Genomic DNA, 16,670 nt, shown 5'->3' with positions numbered 1-16,670 from the left:
AAACATTGTTGCATCTTCTCCCTTCTTTTTTTCGAATCGATGGCTTATAATGGGTTATATCATAGCATCAAGAAAGGTGGATGGCGGCGGCATGGACGGACGACAGTTGAATCGGCTTCTTCTTGAATGGATCGGCGCCTGGGACCCGTTTGGCCTTGGAAAAGACGCCTACGACGTCGAGGCGGCCAGCGTGCTCCAGGCGGTGTATGAGACGGAAGACGCCCGCACGTTGGCCGCCCGCATTCAGTCCATATATGAATTCGCCTTTGACGAGCCGATTCCTTTTCCCGACTGCCTAAAACTCGCCCGCCGGCTGCTTGAATTAAAGCAAGCGGCGTCCTGTCCGCTCCCGTGATGACGACAGGGAGCCGGCTTGGCGAAACCGACTGATGAAATGGAGGGATGCTGCGTGAAATTGAGCGAAAAAGAGCTGGAAATTATCGAAATATTGGAAAAAGACGCGCGAACGCCGATCGATGTGCTGGCGAAGATGATCGATTTGCCGGTCGAGGAAACGGAAGCATTGGTTCGAAAGCTGGAAGAGGCGAAAGTGATCGTGCAATATACGGCGCTCATTGACTGGCGGAAGGCGGACGGACGCGAAGGGGTGACGGCGATGATCGACGTCAAGGTGACCCCGAAGCGCGGCGTCGGCTTTGACGAGGTGGCGGAACGCATTTACCGATTCCCGGAAGTGAAATCGGTGTACTTAATGTCCGGCGCCTACGACTTATCGGTCGTGATCGAAGGGCGTTCGATGGCGGAAATCGCCCAATTTGTTTCCGAGAAGCTGTCGACGCTCGATTCTGTCATTTCAACGACGACCCATTTCATTTTGAAAAAATACAAACACGATGGCATCGTCTTTGACCAAGGAGATCAAGATCGCCGCATCGTGGTGTCGCCATGAAGCCGCAAACGAGAAAAACGTACGTGTCCAAGACGGTTGCGGGCTTGAAGCCATCCGGCATCCGCCGCTTTTTCGATCTCGCTTCCGGCATGGAGGGTGTTATTTCGCTCGGCGTCGGCGAGCCGGATTTTGTCACGTCCTGGAGCATTCGCGAAGCGAGCATTTTGTCGCTCGAGCAAGGCTATACGTCGTATACGGCCAACGCCGGGCTCTTGGAGCTCCGACAAGAAATCGCCGCTTATTTGCGCCGCAAGTTTCATGTCGACTACTGTCCGGAGACAGAAATTTTAGTGACGGTCGGGGCGAGCCAGGCCATCGACTTGGCGCTTAGGGCGATCATCAACCCGGGCGATGAAGTGATCATCGTCGAACCGAGTTTTGTCGCCTACGAGCCGCTTGTCGTGCTCGCGGGCGGGAAACCGGTGGCCGTTCACACGTCTGGCGAAGACAAGTTTCAGCTCAATCCGGTGCACCTTGAACGGGCGATCACCGAGCGGACGAAGGCGGTCATCATCTGCTCGCCGAACAACCCGACCGGAACGGTGCAGAGCCGCACGGAGCTTGAAGCGATCGCCCGTCTGGCTGAGGCGCATGACTTGCTCGTCATTGCCGATGAAATTTACGCCGAGCTGACGTATGAAGGAGAGTACACGAGCATGGCCGCTGTTAGCGGCATGCGCGAGCGGACGATTTTGATTTCCGGTTTTTCCAAAGGGTTTGCGATGACCGGATGGCGGCTCGGGTTTGCGGCAGCGCCTGACGAGATTTTGCAGGCGATGTTGAAAATCCATCAGTATGCCATGATGTGCGCGCCGACGATGGCGCAATACGGGGCGCTTGAGGCGCTTCGCAGCGGAGAGCGCGATGTCGCCGAGATGCGCAACAGCTACCGGCGGCGGCGCAACTATTTCGTCGCCTCGCTCAATGAAATCGGGCTGCCGTGCCATTTGCCGGGCGGCGCGTTTTACGCTTTCCCGTCCATCAAGCCGACCGGTTTGACGTCGGAGCAGTTTGCTGAGCGGCTGCTCATCGAAGAAAAAGTAGCGGTCGTCCCCGGCAACGTCTTCGGCCAAAGCGGGGAAGGCTATATCCGCTGTTCATACGCTTCATCGCTCGAACAGCTGCAAGAAGCCATTAAGCGAATGAAACGGTTTTTGGCGCGCCTGTAACTGGGGATGTTCCGCCGTCGGCGGGACATCTTTTTTTGGGGTTTGCTGTCGGTCTATGTTATAATACAGAAACATAGACGAAATTCATCAATAGGAGTGTTTCGCTTGTCAACGATCAAACGAGGAGCGATCGTGAAAGGGAAGGTGACGGGCATTCAGCCGTATGGCGCGTTCGTCCAGCTTGAGGACGGCATGCAAGGGCTGATCCATATTTCTGAAATTTCCCATCAATTTGTGAAAGATGTGCGCGATTACGTCCATGTCGGGGATGAAGTGACGGTCAAGGTGTTGGACGTCGATCGAAAGGCGAGGAGGGCGAGCCTGTCCCTAAAGGCGCTTGAACCCGCCGGGGAAAAGGAAAAACGCCATATGCGCATGAAAATGCCGCTCAAGTCGGGGTTTCGCCCGTTGAAGGAAAAACTGCGCGAATGGATTGAGCAGTCCAAGAAAGAAAATTGGCCGAAACCATAACCCTGCGCCCCAAACGGTGAGAGTCCATGACGCTTTGAGGCCGGGAGAGGCGCAAAAAAATAAGACACCCACCGTCAGGCGGTGAGTGTCCCAATGGTTTTCCGTCATGTGCGCGATGTTTTCGGTTCAGTGCGCCCAAGCTCTTCGGCCGGTTTGAACAGCAGCGCCAAGTTGATCAAGCCGGCGATGCCGACCAAGCTGTAGATGATGCGCGACCAAACGGAGTCTTGGCCGCCGAAAATGGCGGCGACTAAGTCAAATTGGAAAAAGCCGATCAGTCCCCAGTTAATGGCGCCGATAATGGTCAACAATAGCGCAATGCGCTGCAATGCTCCCATCTTGTTTGCCTCCTTTGGAAAATTTCTTTTCAACTTATAGGATGAATCGCAGTCGTGAAAAATATGCATCGTTTGCCGCCAAAGCAGTTGGCTTTACAACCGGTGGCAGGCGCTGCCATAATAGATTCAGGAAAAGGAGGGCATCCATATGCAAGAGTTTATTTTCCGCAACCCGACGAAACTGATTTTCGGAAAAGGGCAGCTCGAACGTCTCAAAGAAGAAGTGCCGCGCTACGGCAAGAAAGTGCTGCTCGTGTATGGCGGCGGCAGCATCAAACGAAACGGATTGTATGAGGAAGTCATGAAGATATTGGGGAATATTGGCGCCGAGGTCATCGAACTGCCAGGCGTCGAACCGAACCCGCGCGTCTCGACCGTAAGAAAAGGGGTGGACATTTGCAAGCGGGAAGGCGTCGAATTTTTGCTGGCGGTTGGCGGCGGCAGCGTCATCGACTGCACGAAAGCGATCGCCGCCGGGGCGAAATTCGATGGCGATCCGTGGGAGTTTATCACGAAAAAAGCGCCCGTCACCGGCGCCCTGCCGTTTGGCGTCGTCTTGACGCTGGCGGCGACCGGGTCGGAGATGAATTCTGGTTCGGTGATCACAAACTGGGAGACGAAAGAAAAATACGGCTGGGGCAGCCCGTTTACGTTCCCGCAATTTTCGATTTTGGATCCGACGTATACGATGACCGTTCCGAAAGACCATACGGTTTACGGCATTGTCGATATGATGTCGCATGTGTTTGAGCAATATTTCCACCATACGCCGAACACACCATTGCAAGACCGGATGTGTGAAGCGGTGTTGAAAACCGTGATCGAAACGGCGCCCAAACTGATCAACGATTTGGAAAACTACGAGCTGCGCGAGACGATCATGTACTCGGGCACGATCGCCTTAAACGGCTTCTTGCAAATGGGCGTCCGCGGCGACTGGGCGACGCACAATATTGAGCATGCCGTTTCCGCCGTGTATGACATCCCGCACGCCGGGGGATTGGCGATTTTGTTCCCGAACTGGATGAAGTATGTGCTCGATGAAAATGTCAGCCGTTTCGCCCAGCTCGCGGTGCGCGTCTTTGATGTCGATCCGGCGGGCAAATCGGAGCGGGATGTGGCGCTTGAAGGCATCGAGCGGCTGCGCGAGTTCTGGTCGAGCCTCGGGGCGCCGTCGCGGCTTGCGGACTATGGCATCGGCGAGGAAAACTTGGAGCTGATGGCCGATAAAGCGATGGCGTTTGGCGAGTTCGGCCGTTTCAAAACATTGAACCGCGATGATGTGCTCGCCATTTTGCGCGCTTCCCTGTAATGAGGCGATGCGGCGGTTTCGCGAATCAATCGATGATGGCGCCGGCTCGGCGACGGAATCTGCCTGAGCTGGCGCTTTTCCTATTTTCTTGGTTTGCCTGGGTGCGCTCCCAATCCCGCAGGACGGCGGAAAGGGAGGAGGGCGCGAAAAACAGCCGCCTCGCCCGAATCCATGGTTCTCGAATGAGGAAAAAGCACAACGTTGATTACGTTTCTTGAGGCGAGCAGCCTGAGCCCCTAGAAGGCTGGTGAAAAACGAGTTTTGTTCCCAAATCGGCGGCGTTTCATCAGGAAAGAAGACGAACTTCACAAGGTTTCTCTAATTGAAAAATGGTTGGGATAAGCTGTCTTTTTCGTTGCATCACCATCCCTCCAGGTGTCACGCAAGGAAATCGGCGCGGCGAACATGGCGAAAAATGAATCCGTTTCCAAAAAAGGTGGGCTGCTTGATTTCCCTTGTTTATTCCGCTAAAGTGAAAGAAGGCAATGATTCTTGAAGGGGAGGCGGAAATCGATGACCCACATTCGCTTTGACTATTCCAAAGCGCTCGCCTTTTTTGGCGAACATGAGCTTACATACTTGCGTGATGCCGTGAAAGTCGCGCATCATTCGCTTCATGAAAAAACCGGTGTTGGAAGCGACTTTTTAGGCTGGCTTGACTGGCCGGTCGACTATGACAAAGAAGAATTCGCACGCATCAAGGAGGCGGCGAAAAAAATCCAATCGGACTCTGATGTTCTTGTCGTCATCGGCATCGGCGGCTCGTACCTTGGCGCGCGGGCGGCGATCGAGATGCTGCACCATTCGTTTTACAACGCCTTGCCAAAAGAAAAGCGGAAAACGCCGCAAATCATTTTTGTCGGCAACAACATCAGCTCGACGTATATGAAAGACGTCATCGATTTCTTGGAAGGGAAAGACTTCTCGATCAACGTCATTTCCAAATCGGGGACGACGACCGAGCCGGCGATCGCCTTCCGCATTTTCCGCAAGCTGCTTGAGGAGAAATACGGCAAAGAGGAAGCGCGCCGCCGCATTTACGCGACGACGGACAGCAAGCGCGGCGCGCTTCGGACGCTCGCCAATGAGGAAGGGTACGAGACGTTTGTCATTCCGGATGACATCGGCGGCCGCTACTCGGTGCTGACGGCGGTCGGGTTGCTGCCGATTGCCGCAAGCGGCGCGGACATTAACGCCATGATGGAAGGAGCGGCCAAAGCGCGTGACGATTTCAGCTCCTCGGAGCTTGAGGAAAACGCCGCTTACCAATACGCCGCCATCCGCAACATTTTGTACAACAAAGGGAAAACGATCGAGCTGCTCGTCAACTACGAACCAGCGCTGCACTATTTCGCCGAATGGTGGAAGCAGCTGTTCGGCGAAAGCGAAGGGAAGGATCAAAAAGGCATTTACCCGGCTTCCGCTGATTTCTCGACCGATTTGCATTCGCTCGGCCAATACATTCAAGAAGGGCGCCGCGATTTGTTTGAAACAGTGTTGAAGCTGGAAGAACCGCGTCATGAGCTGATCATTGAAGCCGAAGAAAACGACCTCGACGGGCTGAACTATTTGGCGGGAAAAACGGTTGATTTCGTCAACACAAAAGCGTTCGAAGGGACGCTGCTCGCCCATACGGACGGCGGCGTGCCGAACTTGGTCATCACGTTGCCGAAGCTCGATGAATATACGTTCGGCTACCTTGTCTACTTCTTTGAAAAAGCATGCGCCATGAGCGGCTACTTGCTCGGGGTGAATCCATTTGACCAACCGGGAGTGGAAGCATACAAAAAGAATATGTTCGCCCTCCTCGGCAAACCAGGCTATGAGCAGCTGAAGGAAGAACTGGAGAAACGGTTGAAATAACAACGTGTTCCATCGCCAAGCCGCTGTTTTCTCGGGGGAGATGACTCGCGGCTCGACCCGAGTCGCGCCCAAAATGGCGGACGGAACGACGGAAAAAGCGCCTCTTCCCTTTTGCGGGGGAAGAGGTGTTTTGTTATACATGAACCGGGTCGTTCGGCCGCACAACGCCCGGGCGAGGGTTTATTGCTCCCTGCCGTTTTTCGCCAAGCGTCTGAAGCTGCTGCGGACAAATAATCCCCGCCGAACGGGAAACGATAAAAGAAAGGAGGGATTGTGCATGATTGAAATGCCATCGCGTTTGGAAGGAAAACAATTTCAACTGTACCATTTGGAAGAGCAATTAAAACCAATGGGATATACAATCGGCGGCGGGTGGGACTACGATCACGGCTATTTCGACTACAAAATCGCCGATGACGCGGGCTATCAGTTTTTGCGCGTGCCGTTTCGGGCGGTCGACGGGCAGCTTGATTCGCACGGAACGACGGTGGAGCTTGGGCGGCCGTTTTTGCTTGCGCATAAATACCAACGGGGCATCGATGATTTCGCCGATGTCGGCAACATCAGCGCCTCATTCAATCAGTTTGCCGAGCCGCAAGACCCGGATGCGACCGTACCCGAGCGATACATTTCCGTCGGAAAGGCGCTTGTCCAAGAACTGGAGCGCCGCCTGCTCGATTAAGGGGCAAGCGCGAACAGGCGATCGCTTGGTTGAATCGGGCGGTCCGGTGCAACGGAAATCGCTCCGTGATCTCCATGGATGACGCCAAGCAGCGTCACGTTTTGCTTGAGCAGCTGCTGTTGAACGGCGGCGAATGGCTGGCCGATTTGCTGTTCGTCTGGCTCGAGAAGGCAGAGCGTCTGTCCGTCCAGGCGGTAAAGCGCCGTCTCCCACACGCTGGCGGCGCCCGGCGAGCGAAGGCTGGCGGCCATGGCGAAACTCGCCAGCAAGTTTGTCTGAATCACCTCATCCGCCCCGGCGCGGAAGGCGTTCTGGACGTTTCGGCCCGTTAGGATTTCCACGATGGCGTACACCGACGGGTTGAGGCTTTTGGCGGCAAGCAGCGTGACAATCGTATCTTTATCGGCTTCCGCTTCCGCTTTATGCGGATCGGCGGTGATGAGCAAAAAACGCGCTTCTTGAATATTGGCCTTCTCCAGCACCGCATCGTCGCTTGCCGTTCCTTTAATGAAATGAACCGGCGCGTTCAGAAGCGGGTGGGACGGAACAGTGGCGTCGATGAGAACGAAGCGCATGGAGGCGTCGTGCCGCGCGAGGCGGAGCAGCACCTCGCGCGCCCGCTCGTTCCAGCCGACGATCACCGCATGGCCGCGCTCTGTATACCGGAGCTGTCCGCTTGTAAAGGCGGTTTCCCGGGCGGCGGCCGCGGCGGAGACGGAAGCGAAATAAGCGGTGAGGATGCCGGTGCCAAGGATGATAAGCCCAATGGCCGCGAGTTTTCCGGCGACCGTTTTCGGGACGATGTCGCCGTAGCCGATTGTCGCCGACGTCACGATCGCCCACCACACGCCGTCGAACACCGTGCGGAACGTCTCTGGTTCAATGAAGCGCATCAGCGCGCCAAACAGCACGATCAACGCGCTTGCCGAGACAAACAGACGAAGCACGGGCGGCCAGCGCCAATACGATAACAGCACGTTCCTTGTTCTCATCGTCCACCCCTCTTTTGCTTTTGTCTTTTTTAGTGTGAGCCGTTTTTGCATAAACATTCCTGTTTTTTCCCATACTAGGAAACGGAACATCACAGAAAGGGGACAGTGGTCATGGATATGAACCGTGTCAAACAAATCGTTTCTTCCCCTGCCGATATCCCGGTATATTACAACGGCGTGTCGGTATGGATTGACGGGTATGATGAAGAAAAACAGACGGCGACCGTCCATTTGCGCGATGGCCGGCTTCATGAGCGCCGGGATGTGCCGGTTTCGGAATTGACGGAAGAGCGGGAGTGAAAAGGGGAGGCCGGCTGACAGTGCGGGAGCCTTCTTGCGTTTCCCGAGCGCGCTTGGTTCGAGTAAAGGAGTTTTCCGGCATGAAGCGTCCGGGCGGCCCGCAAGAAAACGGTTGTTGTTCGCCGTCTGTTTCGTGAACAAGACGGCTTTTCAGACGACAATCAGAGGGAGTCGGTGCAAGGACGTAGACATCGGATGAAACGTTGATGGAGCGAAAGACGGGGAAATCCGCCGCTTGCCGAACGACATGTCGGGCAAGCGGCTTCGTTTTGTCAGACAGCGGATTGGCGGCGCGTCCGGGCAACGCGCACCGTCAACAGCAAGGCGCAGGCGAAAAAGAGAATATCATCGATTCCGTAGACGAGATGATACCCTCCAGCGGCAAACAGCGCGCTGCCGATCATTGGTCCGAACGCCATGCCCATATAGCGGAAAAAGTTGTACACGCCGATCGCTGTCGAGCGGTTCGCTTGAAAAACGTTCGTCAGTACGGTCGTCTGCACTGGGAGCGAAAGGCCTAAAAACAAGCCGAACAAGGCGATGGCCAAAACAAGCAGCGAAAGCGATCGTTGGGCCGCGATCAAGAAAAAGAAAATGGACAGCACGGTCAAGTACGATGCCGCCAAGAGGATGCGCCGCTCCGGGAAGCGTCCTTGAAGGCGCCCGCCGAGGAAGCTGCCGATGACGATCATGGACGACATCGCCAAGTACACCGTCCCTTTTTCCTGCGCCGACAGACCGTACCGATCCGTCAAGATGCTGGGCAAAAAGACGAGAAAATTATACAGCGAGTAATATTGAACAAATCCAAGCAGAACGATCGACGACCCGGCACGGCGGCGGAGCACTGAAGCGAAGTCGGAGAGGCGAAACGGGGACGAAACGGCCGTTTCCGGTTTCGTTTCCTTCAGCAGCAGGAAATTGCCGGCACCAACTAAGCCGCCGACGGCCACAAGCGCCAAAAAGACGGTGCGAAATGGAAAATGCTCTGCCAAAAAGCCGCCGACGATCGGCCCGACGACAGGGCCAAGTGAGACCATCATTTGAAACGTCCCCATCGCCCGCCCGCGCTCTTTGCCGGTGAACAAGTCGCCGATGACCGTGGCGGCGACGACCGACCCGGCTGCGATGCCAACGGCTTGCAAGGCGCGGAAAAACAAGAGCGCATAAATGGATGTTGAGAAAAAACAGCCGAGCGAAGCGGCGATGTAGATGACGATGCCGCCAAGCAGCACCGTCCTCCGTCCTTTCCGGTCGGTGAGCGGGCCATAGACGATTTGCATCATCGCCAGGAAGAAAGTGAAAATGGAAATCGTCAAGTTGATCAAAAACGAAGAAGTCGCAAACGCCTCCCGCACTTCTGGTAAAATAGGAGTGTAAATCGTTTGCGTAAACGGGCCGAGAAACGCGGCGAGCGACACAAGATAGACGACAAGCTGGCGTTTCATCTCTTTCCCCTTTCTTTGTTTGTACATATGTATCATTATACTCTCGCTTTTTTCACTGATGGAAATAAAATGACTGTTTGCAAAAGGGGAGATGGAAAGATGGAATCATGTTTGATCCGCGATGCGGCCGCGGCGGATTTGCCGCACATCGTCCGCATTTATAATGAAACGATCCCAAGCCGGATGGTGACGGCGGACTTGGAGCCGGTGTCGGTCGAAAGCCGGCGGGCGTGGTTTGAGGCCCATGACCCGCACAATCGTCCGCTTTGGGTCGTCGAGGACGACGGCGCGGTTTGCGCCTGGCTCAGCTTTCAGTCGTTTTACGGCCGCCCGGCGTACCGCCATACGGCGGAGGTAAGCATTTATATCGCCGAAACGCACCGCGGCCGGGGGCTTGGGACGAAGCTGCTCGAGCGGGCGGTCGAACGGGCGCCCGAACTTGGGATCAAGACGCTGCTCGGCTTTATTTTTGCGCATAATGAACCAAGTTTGCGGCTTTTCTCCCGCTTCGGATTTGAACGATGGGGATATTTTCCGCGCGTGGCGGAATTGGACGGCGTGGAACGCGATTTGGTCATTGTCGGCAAACGGCTTGTATAGAATGGGGGGAGGCGGGGAAGTCATAAGTAATGAGGATGAACGGAAAGAGGGAAGGATATGAACGTCATGCCGATTCGGCTGTTTACGATCCAAGATGGGGAAGGATTTGTCGCTGACGCGTTTCAATGCCCGGTGACCGGCAATTTGATTTACAAATCGTCTGGCACGCCGTCCGTTGTCGCATATGCAGACTTGACCGACGAACAAATCATGCGCCTTGAGAAATACGGATTTCGGCGGCTCGGCGAGTCGCCGGCGCGGATGGAAAGCGGCCCGGACGGCATTGAAGAGCTGCTGCCGAGGCAATGAGGGAGAAAGAAAACGAGGTGAAAACGTTGAAGAAAAGGCCTGCCCGCTGGGGACAGGCTTTTTCTTTTCCCCAGAAGGCCGGCGAAACCCAACGGATTCGCTCGATCCGTTCGTGAGAAAGCTCAAGGGATGAAACTGCGGCGCTGCAAGGTTTTTTCAATTTGAAAAACATTGTTGCAAAGCCTGATATTCGTTCCATCACCGGCCGTTGATCATGTCAACCGGCGGATGAGCCAATAGAGCGCGGCGGCCGCCGCTAGGCCAAGCAGCGTATAAAGAACCGGACGGCCGGATCGTTCGAGCGGCGTTTTGTTCTCCAAAGCTGGCGGGTGATCGGTCTTGGCCGTCTTTTCCTTCGTCTGCGGCCGCGTTTCCGTCCCTGCCCCCTCCCTCTCTCCAGCGGCACGCTTGCCGTACATGCCCGCTCCGGTTCGTTTCGCCTCCTCGTACGCCTTGCGGACGCGCGCTTCGTATTTGTAATCGCCATAGTCATAAAAGTCTTCGACAAGTCCGGCTTTGGCGAGGTCTTCTTGCAGCAGGCGCTTGCCGACCCACACCCAGGCGAGCAGCCGCTGGTATTTGTCAAACAGCGCGTCTCCGTCGGTCTCAAGCAAAATGTTCCCTTGATGCAAGCGGGAACATGTAAACCGGCTTGCTTCTTTCCCATACGGTTCGACTTGGATCGTGCTCTCCGGCGTATCAATGAACAAAAACCTCGTCGTGTATACATGGCCGTTGACGCGGAATTTCGCCGTATCGCCGTCGATGCACTCGACCAATTCAGCCGGGTAGGTGCGGCCAAGGCGCAACGTAGAACGATCTTCTTTCTTCCCCAGTGTATGGCCGTCCAGGTCGATTCGCTCTGGGGTGAGATGCCGCTTGCATCGTTCATTGCCGTTGTATGTTTGAATAAGCTGGACAAGCTCTTGTTTCGTTTTCGCCTGCTTCGCCAGCGCAGTCGGCTCATGGAGCAAATACACGCAGTCGCTGCCGCGGAAGTGCCCGCCCAACTCATCAAGCTCGCCAGGGTGGGCAAAAGCGGAAATCGGGAACATCAACAGGAAACAAAACAAGAATATGACCATTCGTTTCAAAAACGATCCCTCCACTCGAAAAGCATTTCTTCCTCTTGAACAAAAACCGGATGTCCGCAATGGATGGGTTTCAGCACACGATCGCACATGTTATGCCGGTTTTTTCCGTTTTTCAGCGAAAAATCAAGCCAATATGGCCGTTATCGCGCTGTTAGGCGGTTTGCGTTCGTTCACGATAAAGTTTATCAAAAAAGTGGAACGATGAGGAAACATCTCGTCTGAGGGGGAGAGGATGACATGTCCAACTTGCTTTTCGATGATCAACCGTTGGTCATTTTGCCGCAACTCGCTTTGGCGATCGGGTTGAACGAAAGCATCGTTGTTCAGCAGCTGCATTATTGGCTCAAGAAAAGCGAAAACGTCCATGACGGCTATAAGTGGGTGTACAACACGTATGCAGACTGGCAGCGACAATTCCCGTTCTGGTCGGAAAGCACGATTCGCCGGATCATTCTTAAACTGGAAAAAATGGGGATCATCGTCGCGGCGAATTTCAACCGCTCCAAGATCGATAAAACGAAATGGTATCGGATCGACTATGACAAACTGGCTGAAATAACGAAAGAAATATCAGAAATGTCGGACGGACAACATGGGCAGGCGGCAGATGATGGCGTGATGACCGCGCACAATGGTGTTTCGATCGTTCAAGGTGCGGTTTCGTTCACTCAAAACGGGGTTTCGTTCGTTCACGATGAGGGTTTGACGACGCACGATGGGGATTCGATTGTGCAAGATGGCATCTCGGCCGTTCAAGGCGGCGCTTCTGTGGTTCAAGGGGGGATGTTGACGGCTCAAGATGGCATTTTGACGGTTCAAAATAGGGTTTTGCCCACTGAAGATGGGGGGTCGATGAGGCAAAGCAGCGTTTCGACGATTCAACAAGATCAGATTTCGGCCGTTTACGATGGCGTTTCGATCGGCCAAAATGAGCAGACGATGGGCGAAACAGTCCGTCCATTTGCGCAAAATGAACCATCCAGCTGGTCAAACTGGGCGGTCGAGGTGCTCAATTTGACAAGACCAATACCAGAGACGACAACAGAGATGACATCAGAGATCAAAAGAGAAGACGAAGAAGACGCGCGCGTGCGCACATACAAGGAGATCGTTCGCTTCTGTGAGGAAAACGGGTTTGGCGTGATCGGCGATTATTTGCGGGAAAAGATCAATGCATGGGTGGACGATGCGTCCGAGGAATTGGTGTTGGAAGCATTGAAAATCGCGGTGGAAAACGGCGCCAAACGGTGGGTGTACGTGGAAACGATTTTGCGCGACTGGACGGAAAAAGGGTATCGCACCGTGGACGAAGTGCGCGCCGCGCGGTTGGCGTTTCGAAAAGAGCGGATGAAGCAACGATCCGCCCCGCCTTCATCCGATGGCGGCAGAACGATGCGGAAACCGATCCGCACCGAGATCGTGCCGGATTGGCTGAAGATGGATTACAGCCAGCCGGAAGACGACGACTTTGACATCGAGCAGGCGCGCCGTGAGTTGGAGGAACGTCTGAAAAAATACAAAACCAACCCGGACGGATGAAGCCGAAGGGCGTAAGAGTCCGAGGAGTCTCATCTCATGACGGGACGTGAACCGAGCGATTTCTTGTGTGCCCCACGATTTGAGGTTCAGTCAGGTCGTTCACTGGTGCTGGCGCCCCTTCACGTTTAGATGGTGGGAGGCTTCTTTTGGGAATTTGTTCACAGGGGGATGGCTCATCGCCATCTCCCGAAACGAAAATAAAAAACCCTTGCACGGCAAGGGTTGGGCAAATGGAGCATACCGGGCTCGAACCGGTGACCTTCGCGCTGCCAGCACGACGCTCTCCCAACTGAGCTAATGCCCCAAAAAAGGATATGGATGATCTGTCCATGTCCCATTATATATATGGATGCGGACAATTGCAATCCTTTTTTGATCACCCGCTTTCAATATCAACGTGCACGACATCGTCAATGGAGCGGATGACGTAGTAAAGTTCGGCGGTCGAGCGCTTTTGGTCAATGACGGCTCTTAGTTTCAGCAAATGTTCATTCTCTTCAACGTCTTTAATGCGCATCGTTTTAATGTTGATGTCCTGTTGTTTTAAATGGTCGATGACCTTTGTAATGTTTTTGGCGTCCGCCACGGTGATTTGCAACAGCACCTCTTTTTCGCGCAGCTGCTTTGGTCCAAAAAAATTGATCAAAAACGGAATGAGTTCCACACTGACAATGAGAAGCGCGACGCCGAACGCCGATTCCCAATAGAAGCCTGCGCCGACCGCTACTCCAATCCCTGCCGCCCCCCAAATGATCGCGGCGGTCGTCAGCCCGGTGATGCTGTCGTTGCCGCGGCGCAAAATGACGCCTGCTCCTAAAAAACCGACCCCGGACACAATTTGCGCCGCCAGTCGAAGCGGGTCCATCGTAATATGGTCTTTGAGCGGAAAGACGTACGCCGATTCGATCGAAACGATTGTAAGCAAGCAGCTGGAAATGGAAATCACAAGACACGTTTTCAAACCGACCGGTTTTCGCTTCAATTCCCGTTCCAGCCCAATGATCAGCCCGAGAATGGCGGAAATCCCTAGTTTGAGGAACGGATCAAACATCATCGTTTCTCACCTCGTTCATGGTATAATGTAAGAAAACGTTCGTGAACCATTTTTGTCCGCCCTTCCGCATGAAAGTGGTAGATCAGGGCGCACACTCCTTTTCGTAGAAAGTGAGTTGGCAGAAACATGAAGCCGCCAAGCACAGCAAAGGCTTATGCCGCTCTATTCATCGGCGCGCTTGCCGTGTCAACATCGGCCATTTTCGTCAAATGGTCGCAGGCGCCGTCCGCGGTGATCGCCTTTTATCGGCTCTTTTTGGCCGTCGCCATCATGACGCCGTTGTTCCTCCGGCATCGAAGCGAACTCCGAGGCGTCTCCCGGCGCGATTGGCTGTTTTCGCTTTGTTCTGGGGTTTTGCTTGCCTTTCATTTTATCCTTTGGTTTGAATCGCTCGACTATACATCCGTCGCCAGTTCGGTCGTGCTTGTGACGCTGCAGCCGCTGTTTGCCTTCGCAGGCGGCGCGTTGTTTTTCCGCGAACGGTTGACCGTCGGCGCGGTCGGGAGCGCGGTGTTGGCCATGATCGGCAGCATCCTCATCAGCTGGGGAGACTTCCGCGTCAGCGGGGAAGCGCTGTACGGCGATGGATTGGCGCTGCTTGCGTGCGCGTTTGTCACGGCGTATTGGCTGTTCGGCCAAGAGGTGCGACAACGGTTGTCATTGATGACGTATACCTATATCGTCTATAGCATCAGCGCGGCGGTGTTGTGGCTGTACGCGATGCTGTTTCGCCTTTCGCTGACGGCGTATCAGCTGACGGATTGGCTTTGTTTTCTCGTCCTCGCCGTCATTCCAACGCTGCTCGGCCATTCGGTGATGAACTGGGCGGTCAAATGGGTCAGCGCCTCGACGGTGTCGATGGCGATTTTATTTGAACCGATCGGCGCTTCCGCCTTGGCCTACTGGCTGTTTGGCGAACCGATCCGTCCGTTTCAATGGATCGGCGGTATTTTTATTTTAACAGGAATCGCCCTGTATTTGTGGGAGAAAAACGAAAAAGGTCCGCTAACGGTGCAAGAACGCAGCGGACCCTAGCGTTCCAAAGATAAAGGAAGAGCGGCGGATCGGCAGGCGGAATTCATCGAAGCCGCGGGCGAATTGGGACAAATAAGCGAAATCGACTTGCGTGATATCGGGAAGCAGGTAAGCGGATTTCGTGGCTCCCCGCTTTCGTTTTCGATTGAGCGCGGCGATGATGCCCTCCTTTGTTTGAATGCCGATGCCATGCCCGTAAAAGAAGCCGTCGCCTAAGTAAATGGCATTTTCCCCTTGCCATTGCGGCGTCAACGGATCGAATTCCGGGTTTTTAAAATAGAGGCAATCTCCGGGGAGAAAGTGTTCATCTTTTTTTGTTTGAATGCCAAGATCCCGGTCGGTATGCCAGTCATACAGCAGCAAATCCGCAAACAGCCGGTTGAATGCCGCTGGATCGATTACGTCAAGCACGGCCTTGTAAAACACGATGACGATCGCGGTCGCGCATTCAAACGCGTATCGCTCGCTATGGACAAAAATGTCCTGAATCGCTTCGGAAGCCGTGACATCTGGGCGAAGACGGAAGCCGCCGCGCTCGTCCCGCGTCCAAAAATCGCTGTTGCAGCGCGAAAAACGGAAAATGGCAAACCGCGCCCGGCTTTTCGCCAACTCGCCCGCCGCCCGAACAATGCGGTCGCGCAAGGCGATTTCAAATCGAAGCTGGTGTTTATTTGCATACGTATACAACTTAGGCGAGGAAACAAGGGCATCTAAGATTCGTTGTTCGCTGGCCGGAAGCGAAAACGAACTAGAAACGTCAAAGTTGATTGGTGATAACACGCGAATCAAAGTGAAGAAGCCTCCTTGATGAAAGGATCGCAACAACGATATAGATGCAAAACGGAAAAGTTCTCCACGTCCTTGACGAAAAAAGTCGCTTGCCTATTTCGACCGCCCGAGGCAAACAGCCGTCTTCTTCGCCGCACCTTGGCGTGGCGGAAGACGGAACGACTACCTGCTTCACAGACCCAGGCGTGGGGCTGGAAGCGGCGTTGTTCGGTCGCCTGACAGTCCATCCAGTCGCTCTGCAAAAGCCGTCGATGTGAAGGCGTCCAATCGCATCTATATAGCGATGCCATAGAAGAAATGTATGCACTCGCGCCGGTGTTCATTCCCCTTTTTTAGGAAAAGAACGCTTTCCTGTGGGATGGAGAAGAGGGAACGGGGATGGATCAGCGCGTCCTAAAATTTTTTTAAAAAAGGTATTGCTTTTTTCGAGTTAAGGTGGTATATTAGAAAACGTCGCTGATCAAAGAGGTTGTTTGACAGCGATGCGAAGCAAAAAAGCAGTTGACATCCAAAAAGATGTTATGCTAACATAAAAGAGCTGTTTGAGAGAGACAAAACAGTCGAAAGCTTGTTCCTTGAAAACTGAACGAAACGAAGCGCGAAAGAAAAGCTGAGGCCGTTTAGCGCCTTTGGTGCTGCGGTTGAAGCAAAAAGCCAATCAACTTTCTTTGGAGAGTTTGATCCTGGCTCAGGACGAACGCTGGCGGCGTGCCTAATACATGCAAGTCGAGCGGACCGGATCGGAGCTTGCTCTGATTTGGTCAG

The 16,670-nt window shown here is 54.2% G+C and carries 19 protein-coding genes, 1 tRNA gene and 1 rRNA gene; 14 read left to right on the top strand and 7 right to left on the bottom strand.

Annotated features, from left to right (window positions below; translation table 11 throughout):
• The first annotated feature begins 91 nt into the window (after positions 1 to 91).
• The 4 genes from JCR24_RS16305 to yugI all read left to right on the top strand — a co-directional run bounded on the left by JCR24_RS16305 (position 92) and on the right by yugI (position 2,550).
• Positions 92 to 355 (top strand): DUF1871 family protein, encoded by a 264-nt coding sequence (locus tag JCR24_RS16305; RefSeq protein WP_011232401.1) that lies wholly within the window; start codon positions 92 to 94, stop codon positions 353 to 355.
• Between the two features lie 54 nt (positions 356 to 409).
• The gene (locus JCR24_RS16300) at positions 410 to 910 is read left to right on the top strand and encodes an Lrp/AsnC family transcriptional regulator (protein WP_015375711.1); all 501 of its coding nucleotides are present in this window, start codon (positions 410 to 412) and stop codon (positions 908 to 910) included.
• Complete coding sequence (locus JCR24_RS16295) at positions 907 to 2,079, top strand: aminotransferase (RefSeq protein WP_238981015.1); 1,173 nt, start codon at positions 907 to 909, stop codon at positions 2,077 to 2,079. Before JCR24_RS16300 ends, JCR24_RS16295 begins: the two co-directional genes overlap by 4 nt.
• 105 nt (positions 2,080 to 2,184) lie before the next feature.
• On the top strand, positions 2,185 to 2,550 hold the full coding sequence (yugI, locus tag JCR24_RS16290; protein ID WP_013144364.1) for a S1 domain-containing post-transcriptional regulator GSP13: 366 nt from the start codon (positions 2,185 to 2,187) through the stop codon (positions 2,548 to 2,550).
• 104 nt (positions 2,551 to 2,654) lie between these two features.
• Here yugI and JCR24_RS16285 read toward each other — a convergent pair whose 3' ends face one another.
• A complete protein-coding gene (locus tag JCR24_RS16285) occupies positions 2,655 to 2,888 on the bottom strand; it encodes a DUF378 domain-containing protein (RefSeq protein ID WP_011232397.1) in 234 nt (77 codons plus the stop codon).
• Between the two features lie 148 nt (positions 2,889 to 3,036).
• On the opposite strand from JCR24_RS16285, the gene JCR24_RS16280 reads away from it, so the two are divergent.
• The 3 genes from JCR24_RS16280 (at position 3,037) to JCR24_RS16270 (ending at position 6,745) form a co-directional block, all read left to right on the top strand.
• A complete protein-coding gene (locus tag JCR24_RS16280; protein ID WP_238981014.1) occupies positions 3,037 to 4,200 on the top strand; it encodes an iron-containing alcohol dehydrogenase in 1,164 nt (387 codons plus the stop codon).
• Between the two features lie 513 nt (positions 4,201 to 4,713).
• Positions 4,714 to 6,063 (top strand): glucose-6-phosphate isomerase, encoded by a 1,350-nt coding sequence (locus tag JCR24_RS16275; protein ID WP_011232395.1) that lies wholly within the window; start codon positions 4,714 to 4,716, stop codon positions 6,061 to 6,063.
• Positions 6,064 to 6,340: 277 nt separating this feature from the next.
• A complete protein-coding gene (locus JCR24_RS16270; RefSeq protein ID WP_013144366.1) occupies positions 6,341 to 6,745 on the top strand; it encodes a YugN-like family protein in 405 nt (134 codons plus the stop codon).
• On the opposite strand, the gene JCR24_RS16265 is transcribed toward JCR24_RS16270, so the two are convergent.
• Positions 6,742 to 7,737: a potassium channel family protein gene (locus JCR24_RS16265; protein WP_015375707.1), complete on the bottom strand. Its 996-nt coding sequence runs from the start codon at positions 7,735 to 7,737 to the stop codon at positions 6,742 to 6,744. The two genes, JCR24_RS16270 and JCR24_RS16265, sit on opposite strands and share 4 nt — an antisense overlap.
• Before the next feature lie 111 nt (positions 7,738 to 7,848).
• Between JCR24_RS16265 and JCR24_RS16260 the strand changes: the two genes are divergently transcribed.
• Positions 7,849 to 8,037 carry an H-type small acid-soluble spore protein gene (locus tag JCR24_RS16260; protein ID WP_013144368.1) on the top strand — a complete coding sequence of 63 codons (189 nt, stop codon included), beginning with the start codon at positions 7,849 to 7,851 and terminating at the stop codon, positions 8,035 to 8,037.
• Between the two features lie 272 nt (positions 8,038 to 8,309).
• On the opposite strand, the gene JCR24_RS16255 is transcribed toward JCR24_RS16260, so the two are convergent.
• A complete protein-coding gene (locus tag JCR24_RS16255) occupies positions 8,310 to 9,485 on the bottom strand; it encodes an MFS transporter (protein ID WP_021321915.1) in 1,176 nt (391 codons plus the stop codon).
• A 99-nt stretch (positions 9,486 to 9,584) separates the two neighbouring features.
• Between JCR24_RS16255 and JCR24_RS16250 the strand changes: the two genes are divergently transcribed.
• Both JCR24_RS16250 and JCR24_RS16245 read left to right on the top strand, forming a co-directional pair.
• Positions 9,585 to 10,085, top strand: a complete 501-nt coding sequence (locus JCR24_RS16250; RefSeq protein ID WP_015375705.1) for a GNAT family N-acetyltransferase — start codon at positions 9,585 to 9,587, stop codon at positions 10,083 to 10,085.
• 57 nt (positions 10,086 to 10,142) lie between these two features.
• Positions 10,143 to 10,394, top strand: coding sequence for a hypothetical protein (locus JCR24_RS16245; protein ID WP_011232390.1), 252 nt, complete (start codon positions 10,143 to 10,145; stop codon positions 10,392 to 10,394).
• Between the two features lie 212 nt (positions 10,395 to 10,606).
• On the opposite strand, the gene JCR24_RS16240 is transcribed toward JCR24_RS16245, so the two are convergent.
• On the bottom strand, positions 10,607 to 11,488 hold the full coding sequence (locus JCR24_RS16240; RefSeq protein ID WP_013144372.1) for a thermonuclease family protein: 882 nt from the start codon (positions 11,486 to 11,488) through the stop codon (positions 10,607 to 10,609).
• A gap of 237 nt (positions 11,489 to 11,725) precedes the next feature.
• Here JCR24_RS16240 and JCR24_RS16235 point away from each other — a divergent pair, with 237 nt between their 5' ends.
• Positions 11,726 to 13,027, top strand: coding sequence for a DnaD domain protein (locus JCR24_RS16235; protein WP_014196631.1), 1,302 nt, complete (start codon positions 11,726 to 11,728; stop codon positions 13,025 to 13,027).
• Positions 13,028 to 13,258: 231 nt separating this feature from the next.
• Here JCR24_RS16235 and JCR24_RS16230 read toward each other — a convergent pair.
• Positions 13,259 to 13,331: transfer RNA gene (locus tag JCR24_RS16230), tRNA-Ala, on the bottom strand.
• A gap of 72 nt (positions 13,332 to 13,403) precedes the next feature.
• Positions 13,404 to 14,081, bottom strand: coding sequence for an MgtC/SapB family protein (locus tag JCR24_RS16225; RefSeq protein ID WP_011232387.1), 678 nt, complete (start codon positions 14,079 to 14,081; stop codon positions 13,404 to 13,406).
• Between the two features lie 126 nt (positions 14,082 to 14,207).
• Here JCR24_RS16225 and JCR24_RS16220 point away from each other — a divergent pair, with 126 nt between their 5' ends.
• On the top strand, positions 14,208 to 15,116 hold the full coding sequence (locus JCR24_RS16220) for a DMT family transporter (protein ID WP_033026097.1): 909 nt from the start codon (positions 14,208 to 14,210) through the stop codon (positions 15,114 to 15,116).
• Here the strand turns inward: JCR24_RS16220 and JCR24_RS16215 are convergent.
• Complete coding sequence (locus tag JCR24_RS16215; protein WP_011232385.1) at positions 15,087 to 15,905, bottom strand: protein-glutamine gamma-glutamyltransferase; 819 nt, start codon at positions 15,903 to 15,905, stop codon at positions 15,087 to 15,089. The two genes, JCR24_RS16220 and JCR24_RS16215, sit on opposite strands and share 30 nt — an antisense overlap.
• Positions 15,906 to 15,994: 89 nt before the next feature.
• On the opposite strand from JCR24_RS16215, the gene JCR24_RS16210 reads away from it, so the two are divergent.
• Positions 15,995 to 16,162, top strand: coding sequence for a hypothetical protein (locus JCR24_RS16210; protein ID WP_223810850.1), 168 nt, complete (start codon positions 15,995 to 15,997; stop codon positions 16,160 to 16,162).
• Positions 16,163 to 16,570: 408 nt separating this feature from the next.
• A 16S ribosomal RNA gene (locus JCR24_RS16205) occupies positions 16,571 to 16,670 on the top strand; the annotation flags it as partial.

This window comes from Geobacillus sp. YHL, from assembly GCF_022341265.1.
Taxonomy (GTDB): domain Bacteria; phylum Bacillota; class Bacilli; order Bacillales; family Anoxybacillaceae; genus Geobacillus; species Geobacillus thermoleovorans.
Note: the sequence above shows the minus strand (reverse complement) of the source record. Positions and strands in the feature narration are given on the sequence as shown.

What these genes read in the sequence shown, in the direction of transcription:
- JCR24_RS16305 (WP_011232401.1), top strand. Translation starts at nt 92, where the DNA reads ATGGACGGACGACAGTTGAATCGGCTTCTTCTTGAATGGATCGGCGCC.
- JCR24_RS16295 (WP_238981015.1), top strand. Translation starts at nt 907, where the DNA reads ATGAAGCCGCAAACGAGAAAAACGTACGTGTCCAAGACGGTTGCGGGC.
- JCR24_RS16285 (WP_011232397.1), bottom strand. Translation starts at nt 2,888, where the DNA reads ATGGGAGCATTGCAGCGCATTGCGCTATTGTTGACCATTATCGGCGCC.
- JCR24_RS16280 (WP_238981014.1), top strand. Translation starts at nt 3,037, where the DNA reads ATGCAAGAGTTTATTTTCCGCAACCCGACGAAACTGATTTTCGGAAAA.
- JCR24_RS16275 (WP_011232395.1), top strand. Translation starts at nt 4,714, where the DNA reads ATGACCCACATTCGCTTTGACTATTCCAAAGCGCTCGCCTTTTTTGGC.
- JCR24_RS16270 (WP_013144366.1), top strand. Translation starts at nt 6,341, where the DNA reads ATGATTGAAATGCCATCGCGTTTGGAAGGAAAACAATTTCAACTGTAC.
- JCR24_RS16265 (WP_015375707.1), bottom strand. Translation starts at nt 7,737, where the DNA reads ATGAGAACAAGGAACGTGCTGTTATCGTATTGGCGCTGGCCGCCCGTG.
- JCR24_RS16260 (WP_013144368.1), top strand. Translation starts at nt 7,849, where the DNA reads ATGGATATGAACCGTGTCAAACAAATCGTTTCTTCCCCTGCCGATATC.
- JCR24_RS16255 (WP_021321915.1), bottom strand. Translation starts at nt 9,485, where the DNA reads ATGAAACGCCAGCTTGTCGTCTATCTTGTGTCGCTCGCCGCGTTTCTC.
- JCR24_RS16250 (WP_015375705.1), top strand. Translation starts at nt 9,585, where the DNA reads ATGGAATCATGTTTGATCCGCGATGCGGCCGCGGCGGATTTGCCGCAC.
- JCR24_RS16245 (WP_011232390.1), top strand. Translation starts at nt 10,143, where the DNA reads ATGAACGTCATGCCGATTCGGCTGTTTACGATCCAAGATGGGGAAGGA.
- JCR24_RS16235 (WP_014196631.1), top strand. Translation starts at nt 11,726, where the DNA reads ATGTCCAACTTGCTTTTCGATGATCAACCGTTGGTCATTTTGCCGCAA.
- JCR24_RS16225 (WP_011232387.1), bottom strand. Translation starts at nt 14,081, where the DNA reads ATGATGTTTGATCCGTTCCTCAAACTAGGGATTTCCGCCATTCTCGGG.
- JCR24_RS16220 (WP_033026097.1), top strand. Translation starts at nt 14,208, where the DNA reads ATGAAGCCGCCAAGCACAGCAAAGGCTTATGCCGCTCTATTCATCGGC.